8 protein-coding genes are annotated in these 17,101 nt (G+C 51.8%); 6 read left to right on the plus strand and 2 right to left on the minus strand.

Going from position 1 to position 17,101, the window contains the following annotated elements; genetic code table 11:
- Nucleotides 1-21 precede the first annotated feature (21 nt).
- Complete coding sequence (locus tag KTH90_RS02210) at nucleotides 22-1,317, plus strand: M18 family aminopeptidase (RefSeq protein WP_158352671.1); 1,296 nt, start codon at nucleotides 22-24, stop codon at nucleotides 1,315-1,317.
- 231 nt (nucleotides 1,318-1,548) lie between these two features.
- Here KTH90_RS02210 and KTH90_RS02215 read toward each other — a convergent pair whose 3' ends face one another.
- Together KTH90_RS02215 and KTH90_RS02220 are read right to left on the minus strand one after the other, a co-directional pair.
- Nucleotides 1,549-2,214, minus strand: a complete 666-nt coding sequence (locus KTH90_RS02215) for a phosphatase PAP2 family protein (protein WP_158352670.1) — start codon at nucleotides 2,212-2,214, stop codon at nucleotides 1,549-1,551.
- Nucleotides 2,215-2,231: 17 nt separating this feature from the next.
- The gene (locus tag KTH90_RS02220; RefSeq protein WP_158352669.1) at nucleotides 2,232-3,155 is read right to left on the minus strand and encodes a diacylglycerol/lipid kinase family protein; all 924 of its coding nucleotides are present in this window, start codon (nucleotides 3,153-3,155) and stop codon (nucleotides 2,232-2,234) included.
- A 279-nt stretch (nucleotides 3,156-3,434) separates the two neighbouring features.
- Here KTH90_RS02220 and KTH90_RS02225 point away from each other — a divergent pair, with 279 nt between their 5' ends.
- From KTH90_RS02225 to KTH90_RS02245, 5 genes are all read left to right on the plus strand, one after another.
- Nucleotides 3,435-5,114: a hypothetical protein gene (locus KTH90_RS02225; RefSeq protein ID WP_158352668.1), complete on the plus strand. Its 1,680-nt coding sequence runs from the start codon at nucleotides 3,435-3,437 to the stop codon at nucleotides 5,112-5,114.
- Nucleotides 5,115-5,239: 125 nt separating this feature from the next.
- On the plus strand, nucleotides 5,240-9,796 hold the full coding sequence (gene gltB / locus KTH90_RS02230) for a glutamate synthase large subunit (RefSeq protein ID WP_158352667.1): 4,557 nt from the start codon (nucleotides 5,240-5,242) through the stop codon (nucleotides 9,794-9,796).
- An 11-nt stretch (nucleotides 9,797-9,807) separates the two neighbouring features.
- Nucleotides 9,808-11,331, plus strand: coding sequence for a glutamate synthase subunit beta (locus KTH90_RS02235; RefSeq protein WP_158352666.1), 1,524 nt, complete (start codon nucleotides 9,808-9,810; stop codon nucleotides 11,329-11,331).
- Nucleotides 11,332-11,495: 164 nt separating this feature from the next.
- Entirely contained in the window at nucleotides 11,496-12,554 is a 1,059-nt protein-coding gene (gene ispG / locus KTH90_RS02240; RefSeq protein WP_158352665.1) for a flavodoxin-dependent (E)-4-hydroxy-3-methylbut-2-enyl-diphosphate synthase, read from the plus strand.
- Nucleotides 12,554-16,969 carry a PolC-type DNA polymerase III gene (locus KTH90_RS02245; protein ID WP_158352664.1) on the plus strand — a complete coding sequence of 1,472 codons (4,416 nt, stop codon included), beginning with the start codon at nucleotides 12,554-12,556 and terminating at the stop codon, nucleotides 16,967-16,969. The genes ispG and KTH90_RS02245 overlap by 1 nt, the downstream gene beginning before the upstream one ends.
- Nucleotides 16,970-17,101 lie beyond the last annotated feature (132 nt).

Here is a 17,101-nt window from a genome sequence, read left to right on the forward strand (position 1 = left end):
AAAATGCAGGAGGAAATACCAATGAGTACAATGGAACATGCGGAAAAATTATTACAGCTGACGGAGACGGCCACCTCATCATTTCATACCGTGGAGGCCGCGGTGCGCCAGCTGAAGGATGCGGGGTTTACGGAACTGGACAGCCGGGATGACTGGGGGCTGACGAGCCAGGGAAAATATTATGTCGTTCATCATGGTTCCAGCCTGGCCGCCTTTACGGTGGGATCTGAATTTTCATTTCGGGAAGGATTCCGGATCGCGGCGGCCCATACGGATTTTCCGGGACTTCGGTTAAAGCCCCATCCGGAGATGGATGACGAGGGTTACGGCCGGGTGAATGTGGAAGTCTACGGAGGCGCGATTTTAAATACGTGGCTGGACCGGCCCCTTTCCATGGCCGGACGCGTGGCCTTAAGAGGGGAGGATGCTTTCCATCCGGTGGTTAGGCTCATGGATGTGAAGCGGCCGGTTCTTACGATCCCGAACCTGGCGATTCATTTGAATAAGGAGATCAACAAGGGGATCGAGCTGAATAAGCAGACGGATATGCTTCCGGTGGCCGGTATGATCGGGGAAAAGCTGAATAAAGAAGATTTCCTCATCCGATTCCTGGCGAATGAGCTGCATACCAAACCGGAGAATATACTGGATTATGAGATCGGAATTTATAACGCGGATGCGGGCGATGTGATCGGTATGGACGGGGAGTTTATCTCGGCTCCAAGGCTTGATAACCTGACCAGTGTGCAGGCGCTGCTGACCGGTTTGATGGAAGGGGAGCGCAGGCAGGGAATCAATGTGATCGCGCTGTTTGACCACGAGGAAATCGGCAGCAGGACGAAGCAGGGAGCGGGTTCCCTGTGGCTGAACACGGTTCTGGAGAAGATCATGGCTGGTTTCGGAAGAGACCGGAATAAGTATCTGGGCACATTGGAAGAAAGTTTTCTGCTGTCTGTGGATGTGGGGCATGCCATCCATCCGGGCAGCCCCGCGAAGAGCGATCCGACCAATAAAAATAAGCTGAATGGAGGCGTGTGTATCAAGGAAGCCAGCGCCCAGTCTTATGCCACAGACTGTGAGGCCATCGCAATCGTGCAGCAGATCTGTGAGCAGGAGGGTATTCTATATCAGAAGTTTGCCAATCGGTCGGATGGGACATCAGGAGGAACCCTGGGTTCCATAGCCTCCAGCGTGCTGCCGGTGCGTACCGTGGATGTGGGCGTACCGCTTCTGGCGATGCATTCCAGCAGAGAGCTGATGGGGACGGAGGATCAGGAGAGCCTGGTCCGGCTGGTACGCGCATATTTTGGCCTTTGAGGAACATTAGTAACACAGAAAAATAGCCCCTATGCGGTGTTGGCCCTGTTTAAAAGGGCAAACCCGCAGAGGGGCTTTTTTATTTCATAGGAAAGTGCTCCTATGAAATAAAAAACGCTTCGCGGGATCGCACTGCGGCGGAAAGGAAGATGCCGCTTACGCGGCCCGCCGCAGGCGGAGAGTTTCGCAAGCGAAACTCTTTTTTATTTTCTTCTTTGTTTTCGGACTATATTACGAATAGCGTTTTACTTTGCTTTTCCTTTTCGCCCGGGCAGCAGCGTAATCCACTTGATAGATAAAATAATAGAGAACCCAGGCCATCCCGATTCCGAAGATCACATCCCAGACAGAATGCTGTTTTAAAAACATCGTGCTGAGAATAATCAATATCGAAAGGATCGGAGCGCCGATGCGAATCAAACGGTACTTTTTCAGTGCGTCACACCGCAGAATGGCAATGCAGGCCCCGATGGAGTTATAAACATGGATGCTGGGAAGAATGTTGGTCGGGGTATCACTTTTATATAAGACCCGAACCATATCGGTGAAAATATTCTCCCTGGGGAATACCTGGGGACGCAGCAGCTGTCCATTGGGATAGAGCGCGGAAACGATCAGGAATATGGTCATTCCGATAAACAAAAAGGCGGTTAGTTTATAATACGCCCGGACGTCGGTAAAGAAAAAATACAGAATCGTTCCGGCGATATAAGCGAACCAGAGTGTATAGGGAATGATAAAAATTTCAAGAAAAGGTATGTAGTCATCAAGCGGCATGTGGATGACATTAAAATCTTTTGTTATATGCTTTTCCAGGTAAATAAAGCATGGAAAATAGAGGAAAGCGTACAGCAGCACCCAGGCATGCTTGTATTTCTGTAACAGGTTTATCTTCATTTTTATTCAGACCTTTCTTAGCATCCGGCAATGATACGCAGTGTTTCTTTTGAGCACTCGATGTCCAGGTCCGTCTGGAAGCCGCAGGATTCGCCGTCTATATGAACGGCCAGGGGAGTATCCACGTGAATCCGGGCTTTTCGGCATCGAAGGGTATCCACTCCTTTAAAACGGGTGTGATGGCCCTTCTTGGCAGCCAGAAGAGGAATCGGCACCTCCCATTTATGAAGTCCGTGTACGATACAGAAGTCCAAAGCCTCCCGTTCGGGGCTGGCCTTCGGGCAGAAGCGGTAGCCTCCCCCCTCGTAACTGCAGTTCATGGCAGCCAGGAACAGGGTGCGGGGAAACTGGAAGGTTTTACAACCGTCGATATGCAGCGTCAACAGCTCCGGTTTGCACAGTACAATTTGGTGAAAAGCGATACCCATGTAGGTCAGCTTTCCCAGTTTTATCCGGTTGAGAAAATTTTTCAACCTGGATTTCAGTGCTTCGTGGCAGATTGCGGCGTCAAATCCAATACCGGAGCTGACCGCGAAGCGCCTGCGGGTGTCCGCATAAATGATCTGCCCCAGATGGATATTTTTATAATATTTTGGATGCAGGATGTTGTGCAGCGCTTCCACGGGATTCACAGGTAAATGCAGATCCCGGATAAAGTCGTTGCTGGAGCCGGCAGGAATGTATCCGAACGTGATCTGCTCCAGACGGACGACACCGTTTAAGACCTCGTTAACGGTACCGTCACCGCCGATGGCGACCAGTGTCAGGTAGTCTCCGCCTTCGGTTACCACGCGGGCCAGATCGGTGGCGTGATGGGGATATTCGGTAAAATAGACCTCGTAAGAGACCTGTTCTTTTTTCAGTTCTTTTTCAACTACGTCCCAGATGCGCATTCCGCGATTCGATCTTGCTTTGGGATTCACAATGAAATAGTACATCATTGGTACGTCCTGCCTTTTTCTTTCTATTTTAAATTGGAAGGCACAATAATGCAATAGCAGATTTTGGACAGGGGGATGATTTGGAAAATCTGAGAGGGAGTAAGGGACACCCGGTTCCGGGGCTCTTCCCAGCTCTTACCAAATATAAAATATTTAAAGCATAATCCCTAAAGGAAAAAGGTGGTGTATCGTAAGTGGCTGTGTTACAGTCCAGTTAATGGAATTTGGAATGTGGGTGCACCGGGCGGTAAGTATATATGGAAAATGGGGGATGCGTTTGTGGAGACGAGAAAGTATACGAGAATACGGTTGGAAGGTACGGATTTACTGAATAGGCTTGGAGTGATTTATTCGCAGATTGTCAATGATCTGCTGATGAAAGTGGATGATGGGAATGGTAATTATCCACGGGGATTTTTGCATACCTCTACGACGCCTTTGTCTACGCCGAATTATTATGATCAGATGTGGTCCAGAGACGTGGGGAGGGGGATCCAGGAGCTGGTGGAATGCGGCCTGATCGATGATGCCAGGAGCGTGGCGGAGTGTGTGCTTGGTTACGATAAAAGTTTTGGAAATCATTTTGGCCGGGTGGTGAATCAGGATTTTGGCTGTTATGAGGTGGATGGGAACGTCAGCCTGCTGATGGGAGTTTACCGGGTGTGGAAATATTCGGGGAAAAACCGGGGAATGGGAATAAGATATTTGGAACGGTGTGCGGAGGTTTTTGGATGGTTTGAAGAATTGGCGGAGGAATCCCCTTATGGCGGTTTGCTGAAAAGTAAAAGCGAGCTGTCGGGTAATCCGGATACGGATTATTTTATTTTTGCGCTGTTTGGGACTTACGGGGCGATGATCGCAGCGCTGGCGTTTCGGGAGATGGCTGATGACTGCGATGACCAGGAACGAAGCCTTTGGCTTACCGGATTGGCTGACAGATTTAAGGAATCACTGCTTCAGTGGCTGCTGTCCCGGGGGAGCAAGGGGGATCAAAAAACGAAGACGCCTACAGGGGTGTGGCTGAACGGGATCGATGAGCGGACCGGACTGGCGGCTGAGACCGGCGATTTTGGTCCGGAATTTGATATTTCGAAATGGACAAGGCAACTGCCGTTTATACTGGATTATGACTGGGCGGACGGGCTTTGGGATGAGATAAGGCTTGCGGAGGTGAACCGGAGTTCTTATGAGTATATCAAGCGGGAAATGTGCAAAGGGTACTTCTTTAGGAAATATGGATTTGTCAGTAATACCTGCTTTGTAGGGATGGGGGGAAGACATGATGATACCATGGCGGGTTATGGGCAGAATTATTTTACCCAGGCGGCTCTGCTGCAGGGGGATGTGAATGTGTATACCAAATGCCTGGACGGGATCGCCAGGCTGGCCTATGATGGTGATATCGTAGAGCCTTTGACCTTGGACCTGAATCCATGGGTGATGCATGAATGCTTTACTTATGAGAATTATGAGACGGGGTTCGATCATACCTTCGGGAAAAATGGGGTGCCGGAAAAATGTATTATGCATAATCCGGGAGATGAGGGGAATCTGGTACAGTCGGCGGAGACTGTGAAAACCATGTCTTTAGTTGCGGGTATATTCGTGAAGGGGAATGTGCTGCACGTGGAACCGAGGCTTCCATGGGAATGTACCCGGGCCCGGGTTAAGGATTACCCTGTGGTAAAGAACGATGGGAGCGTACACAGAATTTCTTATGTATTTTGTCTGGACAGATGGAAAAACAGTTACCGGCTGCAGGTGTCCGGCGCAGCGGATTTTGAAGCGGTTGTTTTTCGGATCGGACCGCTTCCAAACGTGTTGTGCAATGAGCGCGAACTGAGCGGGGAGTGGCGGATCGATAGGAAGTATTCGGCTTGTTTCGCGTCGAAGCGTGTGAAACATTCGGGAAATGACCGTTTGGAGGTGACACTTGTAAATGAGATAAAAATAGTCTGAAAATTTTTATAATAGTTGAAAATAGTCAGATAAACTGACAATTCTTCAAAAATTTCCTATTTACAATCAAAAAAAATTGTTGTATAGTGGGGACAAATTAAAAAGGGATAGCCGGAAAGGGGTATATGATGCGGTACGAGCAAGCGGAGGGATACACAGCGAACAGCCTGTACGATCCCAAATACGAACATGACAACTGCGGAATCGGCGCGGTGGTGAACATTAAGGGGGCCAGGAGCCACGGGACAGTGGAACAGGCGCTGAAGATTGTAGAAAATTTAGAACATAGAGCGGGCAAAGATGCCGAAGGTAAGACAGGCGACGGAGTTGGAATTCTTTTACAGATTTCCCACAAATTCTTCGTAAAAGCGGTCAAACCTTTCGGCATCTTTTTAAATGGGGAAAAAGAGTACGGGATCGGTATGTTTTTCTTCCCTCAGGATGAACGGAAACGCAATCAGGCGAAGAAGATGTTTGAGATTATAGTGGAAAAGGAATGCATGGAATTCCTTGGCTGGAGGGAGGTTCCCACCAGCCCGCAGGTTCTGGGACATAAGGCGGTGGAGTGCATGCCCTGCATCTTGCAGGGATTTGTGAAAAAGCCGGAGAATGTGGATAAGGGTCTGGATTTTGACAGACGCCTCTACGTGGTACGCCGGGTTTTTGAACAGAGCAATGAGGATACGTATGTGGTATCTCTCTCCAGCCGTACCATCGTATATAAGGGAATGTTCCTGGTGGGGCAGCTGCGGCTGTTCTTCGAGGATCTGCAGTGTGAGGATTATGAATCCGCCATCGCCATTGTTCATTCCAGGTTCAGTACGAACACGAATCCCAGTTGGGAGAGAGCGCATCCGAATCGTTATATTGTGCACAACGGGGAGATCAATACCATAAAGGGGAACGCGGATAAAATGCTGGCCAGGGAAGAAACCATGGAATCCGGCTATCTGAAAAGCGAGCTGCACAAGGTACTGCCGGTGGTGAATACGGCGGGATCTGACTCGGCCATGTTGGATAATACACTGGAATTTCTGGTTATGAGCGGCATGGAACTGCCGCTGGCTGTTATGATCACGATCCCGGAACCCTGGGCGAATAATAAGGCCATGAGCCAGAACAAAAGAGATTTTTATCAGTATTACGCGACTATGATGGAACCCTGGGATGGGCCGGCCTCGATCCTGTTCTCGGATGGGGATATGATGGGAGCGGTGCTGGACCGGAACGGCCTGCGTCCTTCCAGATACTATATCTGCGATGATGACACGCTGATCCTGTCCTCCGAGGTGGGGGTGCTGGATCTGGACCCGTCGCATATTCTGGTTAAGGAACGCCTGCATCCGGGGAAAATGCTTCTGGTGGATACGGTGGCCCAAAAAGTGATATCGGACGATGAGCTGAAGGAGCGGTATGCGAACCGGCAGCCTTACGGAGAATGGCTGGACGGGAATCTGGTGGAGCTTAAAAATCTGAAAATACCGAACCAGAGAGTGCCGGAATATACGCAGGAGGAACGTTCCAGATTACAGAAAGCTTTTGGCTATAGCTACGAGGAGCTGAAGACCTCGATTCTGCAGATGGCCCGCAATGGGGCGGAAGGGATCGCCGCTATGGGTGCCGACACACCGCTGTCGGTCCTGTCGAACCAGCATCAGCCTCTGTTTCACTATTTTAAACAGCTGTTTGCCCAGGTGACGAATCCTCCCATCGACGCGATCCGGGAGAAGATCGTTACCAGCACTACGGTTTATATCGGAGAAGATGGAAATCTGCTGGAAGAAAAGGCAGCCAACTGCCATGTGCTGAAAGTAAACAATCCGATTCTGACCAACACGGATCTGCTGAAAATCAAGAATATGCAGGTGGAAGGCTTCCGGGTCGAAGTGATTCCGATCACCTACTATACCAATACCAGGCTGGAGCGGGCGATCGAGCGCCTGTTCGTGGAAGTGGACCGGGCATACCGGGACGGAGCGAACATCCTGATCCTTTCCGACCGGGGCCTGGACGAAAATCATGTGGCGATCCCATCCCTGCTGGCGGTGTCCGCGCTCCAGCAGCATCTGGTCAAGACGAAAAAGCGTACGTCGGTGGCTATGATCCTGGAGAGCGGCGAACCCAGGGAGGTTCATCACTTCGCAACACTTCTGGGCTATGGCGCATGTGCCATCAACCCGTATCTGGCCCAGGAAAGCGTCCGGCAGCTGATCGATGAAAAGATGCTGGATAAAGACTATTACGCGGCCGTTACGGATTATAATAATGCAGTCCTGCACGGGATTGTGAAGATCGCTTCGAAGATGGGAATTTCCACGATTCAGTCCTACCAGGGATCACAGATCTTTGAGGCCGTCGGTATCGACGGAAGCGTGATTGAAAAATATTTTACCGGTACAACCAGCCGGATCGGGGGAATCACCCTGGAAGACATCCAAAGAGAAGTAGTAGAGCTTCATGACTCCGCCTTTGATCCGCTGGGGCTGTCTGTGGATTTGACGCTGGACAGCATCGGGCGCCATAAAGCCAGAAGCGGCGGGGAGGAGCATCTGTACAATCCTAAGACCATCCATCTTCTGCAGGAAGCCGCGAAACGGGAAGATTACGGTATGTTTAAAGAATACACTTCGCTGATTAACGCCCAGTCCAATACCGGCACGCTGCGGGGACTGATGGACTTTCACTATCCGAAAAAGGGCGTGCCCATCGAAGAGGTGGAGCCTGTGGATTCCATCGTGCGCCGGTTCAAGACAGGAGCCATGAGCTACGGCTCTATTTCCCAGGAAGCCCATGAGACACTGGCTGTCGCCATGAACCGCCTGCATGGAAAGTCAAACAGCGGAGAAGGCGGAGAGAGCCTGGAGCGTCTGACCATCGGCCCGGACGGCGAAAACCGCTGTTCAGCCATTAAACAGGTGGCATCCGGACGCTTCGGCGTCACCAGCCGCTATCTGGTCAGCGCCAAAGAGATCCAGATTAAGATGGCGCAGGGGGCGAAGCCCGGTGAGGGCGGGCATCTGCCCGGGGCTAAGGTGTATCCGTGGGTGGCGAAGACCAGACATTCCACGCCCGGCGTCGGCCTGATCTCACCGCCGCCCCACCATGATATCTATTCCATCGAGGATCTGGCCCAGCTGATCTATGACTTAAAGAACGCCAACAGGGACGCCAGAATCTCCGTGAAGCTGGTATCTGAGGCGGGAGTCGGAACCGTGGCGGCCGGTGTGGCCAAAGCGGGCGCGCAGGTAATTCTGGTATCAGGGTATGACGGCGGCACGGGCGCTGCTCCCAGAAGTTCCATACACAATGCGGGACTGCCCTGGGAGCTGGGTGTGGCGGAGACACACCAGACCCTGATCCTGAACGGTCTTCGGAACAAAGTCGTGATCGAGACCGACGGTAAGCTGATGAGCGGCCGGGATGTGGCCATAGCCGCCATGCTGGGAGCTGAGGAGTTCGGTTTTGCCACCGCTGCGTTGGTAACCATGGGCTGCGTGATGATGCGTGTCTGTAATCTGGACACCTGCCCGGTGGGCATCGCCACCCAGAATCCGGAACTGCGCAAGCGCTTCAGGGGCAAACCGGAATACGTGATCAATTTTATGCGCTTTATTGCCCAGGAACTCAGGGAATACATGGCGAAGCTGGGTGTGCGGACGGTGGATGAGCTGGTAGGCCGAAGTGATCTTCTCTGTAAAAAAGAAGGGCTGCTTTCCGAAAAGGCCTCTAAAGTAGACCTGTCCAGGATTCTGAATAATCCTTTTGCAAGGGACGGCCAAAAGCACGCCTTTGATCCCGAGCAGGTCTATGACTTCCATCTGGAAGATACGGCAGATGAAAAAATATTAATTAAGAAATTAAAACCGGCGCTGGCAAACAGGCAAAAAAGAAGCATCGAGGTGGATGTCACCAACATCAACCGGACCTTTGGAACGATGTTCGGCGCCGAGATTACCAGAATGTACCAGGATACCCTCGAGGAGGATACCTTTACGGTTAAATGCAAAGGGTCCGGGGGACAGAGCTTCGGCGCCTTCATTCCCAAGGGCCTGACCCTGGAACTCATCGGCGACAGCAACGACTATTTTGGGAAAGGGCTGTCCGGCGGAAAGCTGATCGTCTACCCTCCCCGGGGAGCCAAATTTGCCCAGGATGAGAATATCATCATCGGAAATGTGGCCCTCTACGGAGCAACCAGCGGAAAAGCCTATATCAACGGCGTAGCGGGCGAGCGGTTCTGTGTCCGGAATTCCGGAGCCAGCGCGGTAGTGGAAGGCGTGGGCGACCACGGCTGTGAATACATGACCGGAGGCCGGGCCGTAGTCCTTGGCAAGACCGGGAAAAACTTCGCGGCCGGTATGAGCGGCGGCATCGCCTATGTATTGGATGAGGACAGTGATCTCTATAAAAAGCTGAACAAGGAAATGGTATCCGTAAGCGAGATCACATCCAAATACGACGTACTGGAATTAAAGGATATGATCCGGGAACATGTGGCATACACCAATTCAGAAAAAGGCAAGAAGATACTGGCCGATTTTGGAACCTATCTGCCCAAATTCAAAAAGATCATCCCTTACGACTACAACCGGATGCTGCTCACCATCGTACAGATGGAAGAAAAAGGCCTGAGCAGTGAACAGGCATCCATTGAAGCATTTTATGCAAATCAGAACAAATAGGAGGACGGATCATGGGAAAACCTACCGGTTTTATGGAATATAAAAGAGAAGTGAGCGGCGTGCAGGACCCCAAAAGCCGTATCGGGAATTTCGATGAATTCCACACACCGCTCTCTGAGGAGAAACAGCGGCAGCAGGGGGCCAGATGTATGGCCTGCGGCGTACCCTTCTGTCAGTCAGGCGTGGTCTTAAACGGAATGGTAACCGGATGTCCCCTGCACAACCTGATCCCCGAGTGGAACGATCTGGTCTACACCGGAAACTGGGAGCAGGCATACAGACGTCTCAAGAAAACCAACAATTTCCCGGAATTCACAGCCCGGGTCTGCCCGGCTCCCTGCGAGGCCGCCTGCACCTGCGGTCTGAATGACAGCCCGGTGACCGTCAAGGAAAACGAATACGGGATCGTGGAACACGCCTACACAGCCGGCTATGCCGCCGCCAATCCACCCAGGGTGCGGACCGGGAAAAAGGTAGCCGTCATCGGCAGCGGACCCGCCGGGCTGGCAGCAGCGGACCAGCTAAACAAAAGAGGCCATCTGGTAACCGTATTCGAACGCAGCGACCGTGTGGGAGGCCTGCTGATGTACGGCATCCCCAATATGAAGCTGGATAAAAAGATCATCGAGCGCAAAATCAAGATTATGCAGGAAGAAGGTGTGGAATTCATAGTGAATGCCAATGTCGGAGCCGGTCACGGATCAGCGGATACGAAAACTGCCAAAATCAAAGCTTCCGACATACGAAGGGAATTTGACCGGGTCATCCTGGCCTGCGGCGCCGCAAACCCCAGGGACTTAAAAGTACCCGGCCGGGACGCTAAAGGTATCCACTTTGCCGTAGACTACCTGAAATCCACCACAAAAAGCCTGTTGGATTCCGGACTGTCCGACGGACAATACATCTCAGCCAGAGATAAAAAAGTCATGGTCATCGGCGGCGGGGACACCGGCAACGACTGTGTGGGCACAGCCATCCGCCACGGTGCCCGCTCCGTAATCCAGTTGGAAATGATGCCCAAACTTCCGGATGAGCGGTCCGAGGACAACACCTGGCCCGAGTGGCCGAAGATCTGCAAAACCGATTACGGCCAGGAAGAGGCCATCGCCCGGTTCGGCCATGACCCCAGAATCTACCAGACCACAGTAAAAGAATTCCTGAAAGACAAGAGCGGAAACGTCTGTAAAGCCAGACTAATCAGCCTGGAACCCAAGAAAGACGAGAATACCGGCCGCACAATCATGGCAGAAATCCCGGGAAGCGAGACACTCCAGGATGTAGACCTGGTCCTCATCGCGGCGGGCTTCCTGGGGGCCCAGAAATCCATCGCGGACGCCTTCCAGGTAAAACTAAACGACCGCGCCAACGTAGATACCGCCCCCGGAAAATACCAAACCAACATAGAAAACGTCTTTACCGCCGGCGACATGCACCGAGGCCAGTCCCTGGTAGTCTGGGCGATACGGGAAGGCCGCGAGGCAGCCCGGGAAGTTGACGAAAGCCTCATGGGCTATACAAACCTCTACGTTCAATAGTATTCTGACCCGATAAGCGTTTCCATAATTTGGCGGAGATTTCTCCGCCTTTTTATATTAGGAAAGAATTGCCGTTCAAGGCCACTCAAGGAAAATACATTGCACTGAACCCGGGAAGTGAGTATAATGGATGGGTAAGTGGATGACGATAAAGGAGTGACCTTATGCATAGAGAACATACGAAAGTGATACGGATCGGAGACCGGGTGATCGGCGGCGGGAATCCAGTGCTGATCCAGTCCATGACGAATACGAGGACAGAAGATGTGGCGGCCACGGTGGAGCAGATTCAGAGGCTTGCGGAGGCGGGCTGTGAGATTATACGGTGCGCGGTGCCTACGATGGAGGCTGCGCGGGCTTTTAAGGAGATTAAGAAGCAGATCGGGATTCCGCTGGTGGCGGATATTCATTTTGACTACAGGCTGGCGATCGCGGCTATGGAAAACGGGGCGGATAAGATCCGGATTAATCCGGGGAACATCGGCAGCCAGGAGCGGTTGAAGGCTGTGGTTCAGGAGGCAAAGAGCCGGGATATTCCGATCCGGGTGGGTGTGAACAGCGGGTCCCTGGAAAAAGAACTGGTGGAGAAATATCATGGGGTGACCGCAGAGGGAATCGTTAAGAGCGCTCTGGATAAGGTGCACCGGATCGAGGATATGGGGTATGACAATCTGGTGATCAGTATTAAGTCCTCGGATGTACTGATGTGCGCTAAGGCCCATGAGCGGATCGCCCGGGAGACCAATTATCCGCTGCATGTGGGGATTACGGAGTCCGGGACGGTGCTGTCCGGAAATATTAAGTCGGCGGCGGGACTTGGGATTATTCTGTATCAGGGGATCGGGGATACGATCCGGGTGTCGCTTACCGGTGATCCGGTGGAGGAGATTAAGTCGGCCAGGCTGATCCTTCGGACGCTGGGGCTTCGCAAGGGCGGGATTGAGGTGGTTTCGTGCCCGACCTGCGGCAGGACCCAGATCGATCTGATCGGGCTGGCGCACCAGGTGGAGACGCTGGTGTCCGGTATGCCGCTGGATCTCAAAGTGGCGGTCATGGGCTGCGTGGTAAATGGCCCCGGTGAGGCGAAGGAAGCGGATATCGGGATCGCCGGAGGCAGGGGAGAAGGCCTGCTGATCAAAAAAGGTGAAGTGGTAAAGAAGGTTCCGGAGGACCAGCTTTTGCAGGTGCTGAAGGATGAGCTGGAGCATTGGAGTGAAGTGTAATGGCTAAACCGTTTTTTGAAGTATTTCCGACTCTTGAGTTAAAGGAAGATCTGCGGGACATGATGGAATGCACGCAGATCAGCAAGGTGTCTACAAACCCGAAACGGGATGCGATTCGAATTCATATAAATAGTAAAATCCTCATACAGAAGGATCATATTTTCCGGCTGGAACGCTCGATCAAAGATCAGTTGTTTCCCAATGTGCCGATGCTGATTAAGATCTATGAAAAATATGAGCTGTCGGATCAGTATACGCCCAGAAAACTGATGGAAATATACCATAACAGTATCCTGGATGAGCTGCGGGAATACAGCATGGTGGAATATAATCTGTTTCGGAAAGCGAAATGGGAGTTTGTAGAAGAACAGATCATGGTGCTGCATCTGGAGCAGACGGTGGTGGCTGCCAGCAAGACAGATGAACTGGTGCGTATCCTGGAGAAGATTTTTCATGAACGCTGCGGCTTTCCGGTCCAGGTACGGGTCGAATTCGAAGAGGTGAAGCCCAGCAAGTACCGGGAACAGAGCGATCAGAAGATTAGGCAGGAAGTCGCAAATATCGCATCGGTGATCCAGGGTGCCAAGGGGCCGGAGAAGGATCCCGGCGTGCAGGAGCAGCAAGGGCATCAGGGCCAGCAGGGGAGAAAAGGACGGGAAGACAGACAGGACACCTCATTTCGGAGGGCGCCCCGCGGTTTCAAGCGGTCGGACAACCCGGATGTGCTCTACGGCCGGGATTTCGAGGAGGATGCGATGCCCATCGAACAGCTGGTGGGTGAGATCGGCGAAGTGGTACTGCGTGGCCAGATCATGACCCTGGATACCAGGGAGATCCGGAACGAAAAGACGATTATTATTTTCAGCATCACAGATTTTACCGACAGCATCAATGTAAAGATGTTTGTGAAAAATGATGAGCTTTCGGATATCCTGGAAGGAATCAAAAAGGGCGCATTTATCAAGATTAAAGGGGTCAGCAATATCGACCGGTTCGACGGCGAGCTTTCGATTGCCTCTGTGGTCGGGATCAAGTCCATCGCGGATTTCAGAACCGGTCGGATGGACGTAAGCCCTGTGAAAAGGGTGGAATTGCACTGCCATACGAAGATGAGCGATATGGATGGAGTCTCCGATGTGGGGGATATTATTAAGCAGGCCGTCAAATGGGGACATAAGGCGGTGGCGATTACGGACCACGGTGTCGTTCAGTCTTTCCCGGAAGCCAACCACGCTATCCCCAAAGACTCAGATTTTAAGATTATCTATGGAATGGAAGCTTATCTGGTCGATGATTTGAAAGAGATCGTCACGGATTCCCGGAATCAGAGCCTGGATGATACCTATGTGGTGTTTGACCTGGAGACGACCGGTTTCAGTCCGGTGAATAACCGGATCATTGAAATCGGCGCGGTAAAAGTGGTGGAAGGAAGGATCACGGACCGCTTCAGCACCTTTGTGAATCCGGATGTGCCGATTCCCTTCGATATCGAGAAGCTGACCGGGATCAATGACCATATGGTGCTGGATGCCCCGATGATCGATCAGGTGCTGCCGGAGTTCCTGGCGTTCTGCGAGGGCGCTGTTATGGTTGCGCACAACGCTGGTTTTGATATGAGTTTCGTGCTGCGAAACGCGAAGCGCATGGGGATTTCTTTACATAAAACGGTGGTCGATACGGTCTCCCTGGCCAGAGTGCTGCTGCCGCAGTTAAACCGGTTCAAGCTGGATACGGTGGCCAAGGCGCTGAATATTTCTCTGGATAATCACCACCGGGCAGTGGATGACGCCGCCTGTACGGCGGAGATTTTTCTGAAATTCGTGGAGATGTTAAAGAACAGGGATGTGACGACGTTAGACGGCGTGAACAGCATCAGTACGTTGGATCATACCGCGATTAAGAAACTGCCCACCTATCATGCCATTATACTGGCGAGAAATGATGTGGGCCGTGTGAATTTGTACCGCCTGGTATCCATGTCCCATATCGATTATTATGCGAAGCGGCCCAGAGTGCCGAAAAGCCTATTTATGAAATACCGGGAGGGGCTTCTGATCGGATCAGCCTGTGAGGCCGGTGAGCTTTATCAGGCGCTGCTGCGGGAATCACCCCAGGAGGAGATCGCGAGGCTGGCCCAATTCTATGACTATCTGGAGATACAGCCCCTGGGAAATAACGAATTCATGCTCCGGGATGAAAAGTCCACGGTGAATTCCAGGCAGGATCTGATCAATCTGAATAAACGGATTGTGGAGCTGGGTGAACAGTTCCGTAAGCCTGTGGTCGCTACCTGTGACGTTCATTTCCTGAATCCGGAGGATGAGGTATACCGAAGGATTATCATGGCGGGAAAAGGATTCAAGGACGCGGATATGCAGGCGCCGCTGTTTTACAGGACGACGGAGGAGATGCTGGAAGAGTTCAGCTATCTGGGCAGTGAAAAAGCGGAAGAGGTAGTGATTACCAACACAAATAAGATTACGAATATGATCGAGCGGATCTCTCCGGTACGGCCGGATAAATGTCCGCCTGTGATTGAGGATTCGGATAAGACACTGCGGAATATCTGCTATAACACCGCTCATGAGATGTACGGGGATGAACTGCCTCAGGTGGTAGTGGAACGGCTTGAGAGAGAACTGAATTCCATTATTTCCAACGGATTCGCCGTGATGTATATTATCGCTCAGAAACTGGTATGGAAATCCAATGAGGACGGGTATCTGGTAGGTTCCCGTGGTTCCGTAGGTTCTTCTTTCGTGGCTACCATGGCCGGAATTACGGAGGTTAATCCGCTGGCTCCTCATTATTATTGTAAAAAATGCCACTACAGCGACTTTGATTCGGATCTGGTGAAGTCCTTCAGCGGCGGCTCCGGCTGCGACATGCCCGACCGGAATTGCCCGGAATGCGGGGAGCCTTTGGTGAAGGCGGGTTTTGATATCCCCTTTGAGACTTTTCTGGGATTCAAGGGGAACAAAGAGCCGGATATCGACCTGAACTTCTCCGGTGATTACCAGGGAAATGCGCATCGGTACACGGAGGTTATCTTTGGAGAAGGACAGACCTTCCGTGCGGGAACCATCGGTACTCTGGCGGATAAGACGGCGTTTGGTTATGTAAAAAATTATTATGAAGAGCGCGGGGTGCGCAAGCGGAACTGTGAGATCACCCGGATCGTGGACGGCTGTGTCGGCGTGCGCCGTACCACCGGCCAGCACCCGGGCGGTATTATTGTACTGCCCCACGGGGAGGAGATCTATTCCTTCACGCCGGTTCAGCGGCCTGCCAACGATATGACGACGGATATTATCACCACCCACTTTGATTACCATTCCATCGACCACAACCTGTTAAAGCTCGATATTCTGGGCCATGATGATCCCACCATGATCCGTATGCTGGAAGACCTGACGGGCCTGGATGCCAAGACGATACCGCTGGATAATAAAGAGGTTATGTCGTTGTTCCTGAATACGGAGGCGCTGGGGATCAAGCCCGAGGATATCGGGGGCTGTAAGCTGGGATCATTGGGTATCCCGGAGTTCGGTACGGAGTTCGTCATCCAGATGCTTCAGGATACGAAGCCCAAGACCTTTTCCGATCTGGTCCGTATCTCCGGCCTGTCCCATGGTACCGACGTGTGGCTGGGGAATGCGCAGACGCTGATCGAAGAGGGGAAAGCGACGATTTCCACCGCTATCTGTACCCGTGACGATATCATGATCTATCTGATCCATATGGGCATGGACAGTGAGCTTTCTTTTACCATTATGGAGAGCGTCCGTAAGGGGAAAGGCTTAAAGCCCGAATGGGAAGAAGCGATGCTTAAGGCGAATGTACCGGACTGGTATATCTGGTCCTGCAAGAAAATCAAATACATGTTCCCGAAGGCCCATGCGGCCGCCTATGTTATGATGGCCTTTCGGATCGCCTATTTCAAGGTGTTTTATCCGCTGGCTTATTACGCGGCGTTTTTCAGTATCCGGGCCTCCTCGTTTAACTACGAGATCATGTGTCTGGGACGGGATAAGCTGGAATATTTTCTGGATGATTACAAGAGGCGCAGCGATACCCTGTCCAAGAAGGAGCAGGATACCCTGAAGGATATGAAGATCGTTCAGGAAATGTATGCCAGAGGATTTGACTTTATGCCCATTGACATTTACAGGGCACAGGCTTCCAAGTTCCAGATTATCGATGGGAAGCTGATGCCGTCCTTCTCATCCATCGACGGACTGGGGGATAAAGCGGCGGATGCCATCGTGGATGCCGCCAAGGATGGGAAATTTCTATCAAAGGACGATTTCCGGACCAGAACCAAGGTTAGTAAGACGGTTACAGACTTGATGGATGATCTGCACCTGATGGGTGATCTGCCGGAATCAAATCAGTTGTCCTTATTTGATTTGTAATATAGCCGCAGTAAATGCGGCACTGGAGGAAACGGTTACACCATACCTGAATTTAAGCCGCAGTAAATGCGGCACTGGAGGAAACGGTTACACCATACCTGAATTTAAGCCGCAGTAAATGCGGCACTGGAG

Source organism: Diplocloster modestus (assembly GCF_019042245.1).
GTDB lineage: Bacteria > Bacillota > Clostridia > Lachnospirales > Lachnospiraceae > Diplocloster > Diplocloster modestus.

Bases quoted from the DNA above. Each gene is read 5' to 3' on its own strand.
- KTH90_RS02210 (WP_158352671.1), top strand. From the start codon at position 22: ATGAGTACAATGGAACATGCGGAAAAATTATTACAGCTGACGGAGACG.
- KTH90_RS02215 (WP_158352670.1), bottom strand. From the start codon at position 2,214: ATGAAGATAAACCTGTTACAGAAATACAAGCATGCCTGGGTGCTGCTG.
- KTH90_RS02220 (WP_158352669.1), bottom strand. From the start codon at position 3,155: ATGATGTACTATTTCATTGTGAATCCCAAAGCAAGATCGAATCGCGGA.
- gltB (WP_158352667.1), top strand. From the start codon at position 5,240: ATGATGCGGTACGAGCAAGCGGAGGGATACACAGCGAACAGCCTGTAC.
- KTH90_RS02235 (WP_158352666.1), top strand. From the start codon at position 9,808: ATGGGAAAACCTACCGGTTTTATGGAATATAAAAGAGAAGTGAGCGGC.
- ispG (WP_158352665.1), top strand. From the start codon at position 11,496: ATGCATAGAGAACATACGAAAGTGATACGGATCGGAGACCGGGTGATC.
- KTH90_RS02245 (WP_158352664.1), top strand. From the start codon at position 12,554: ATGGCTAAACCGTTTTTTGAAGTATTTCCGACTCTTGAGTTAAAGGAA.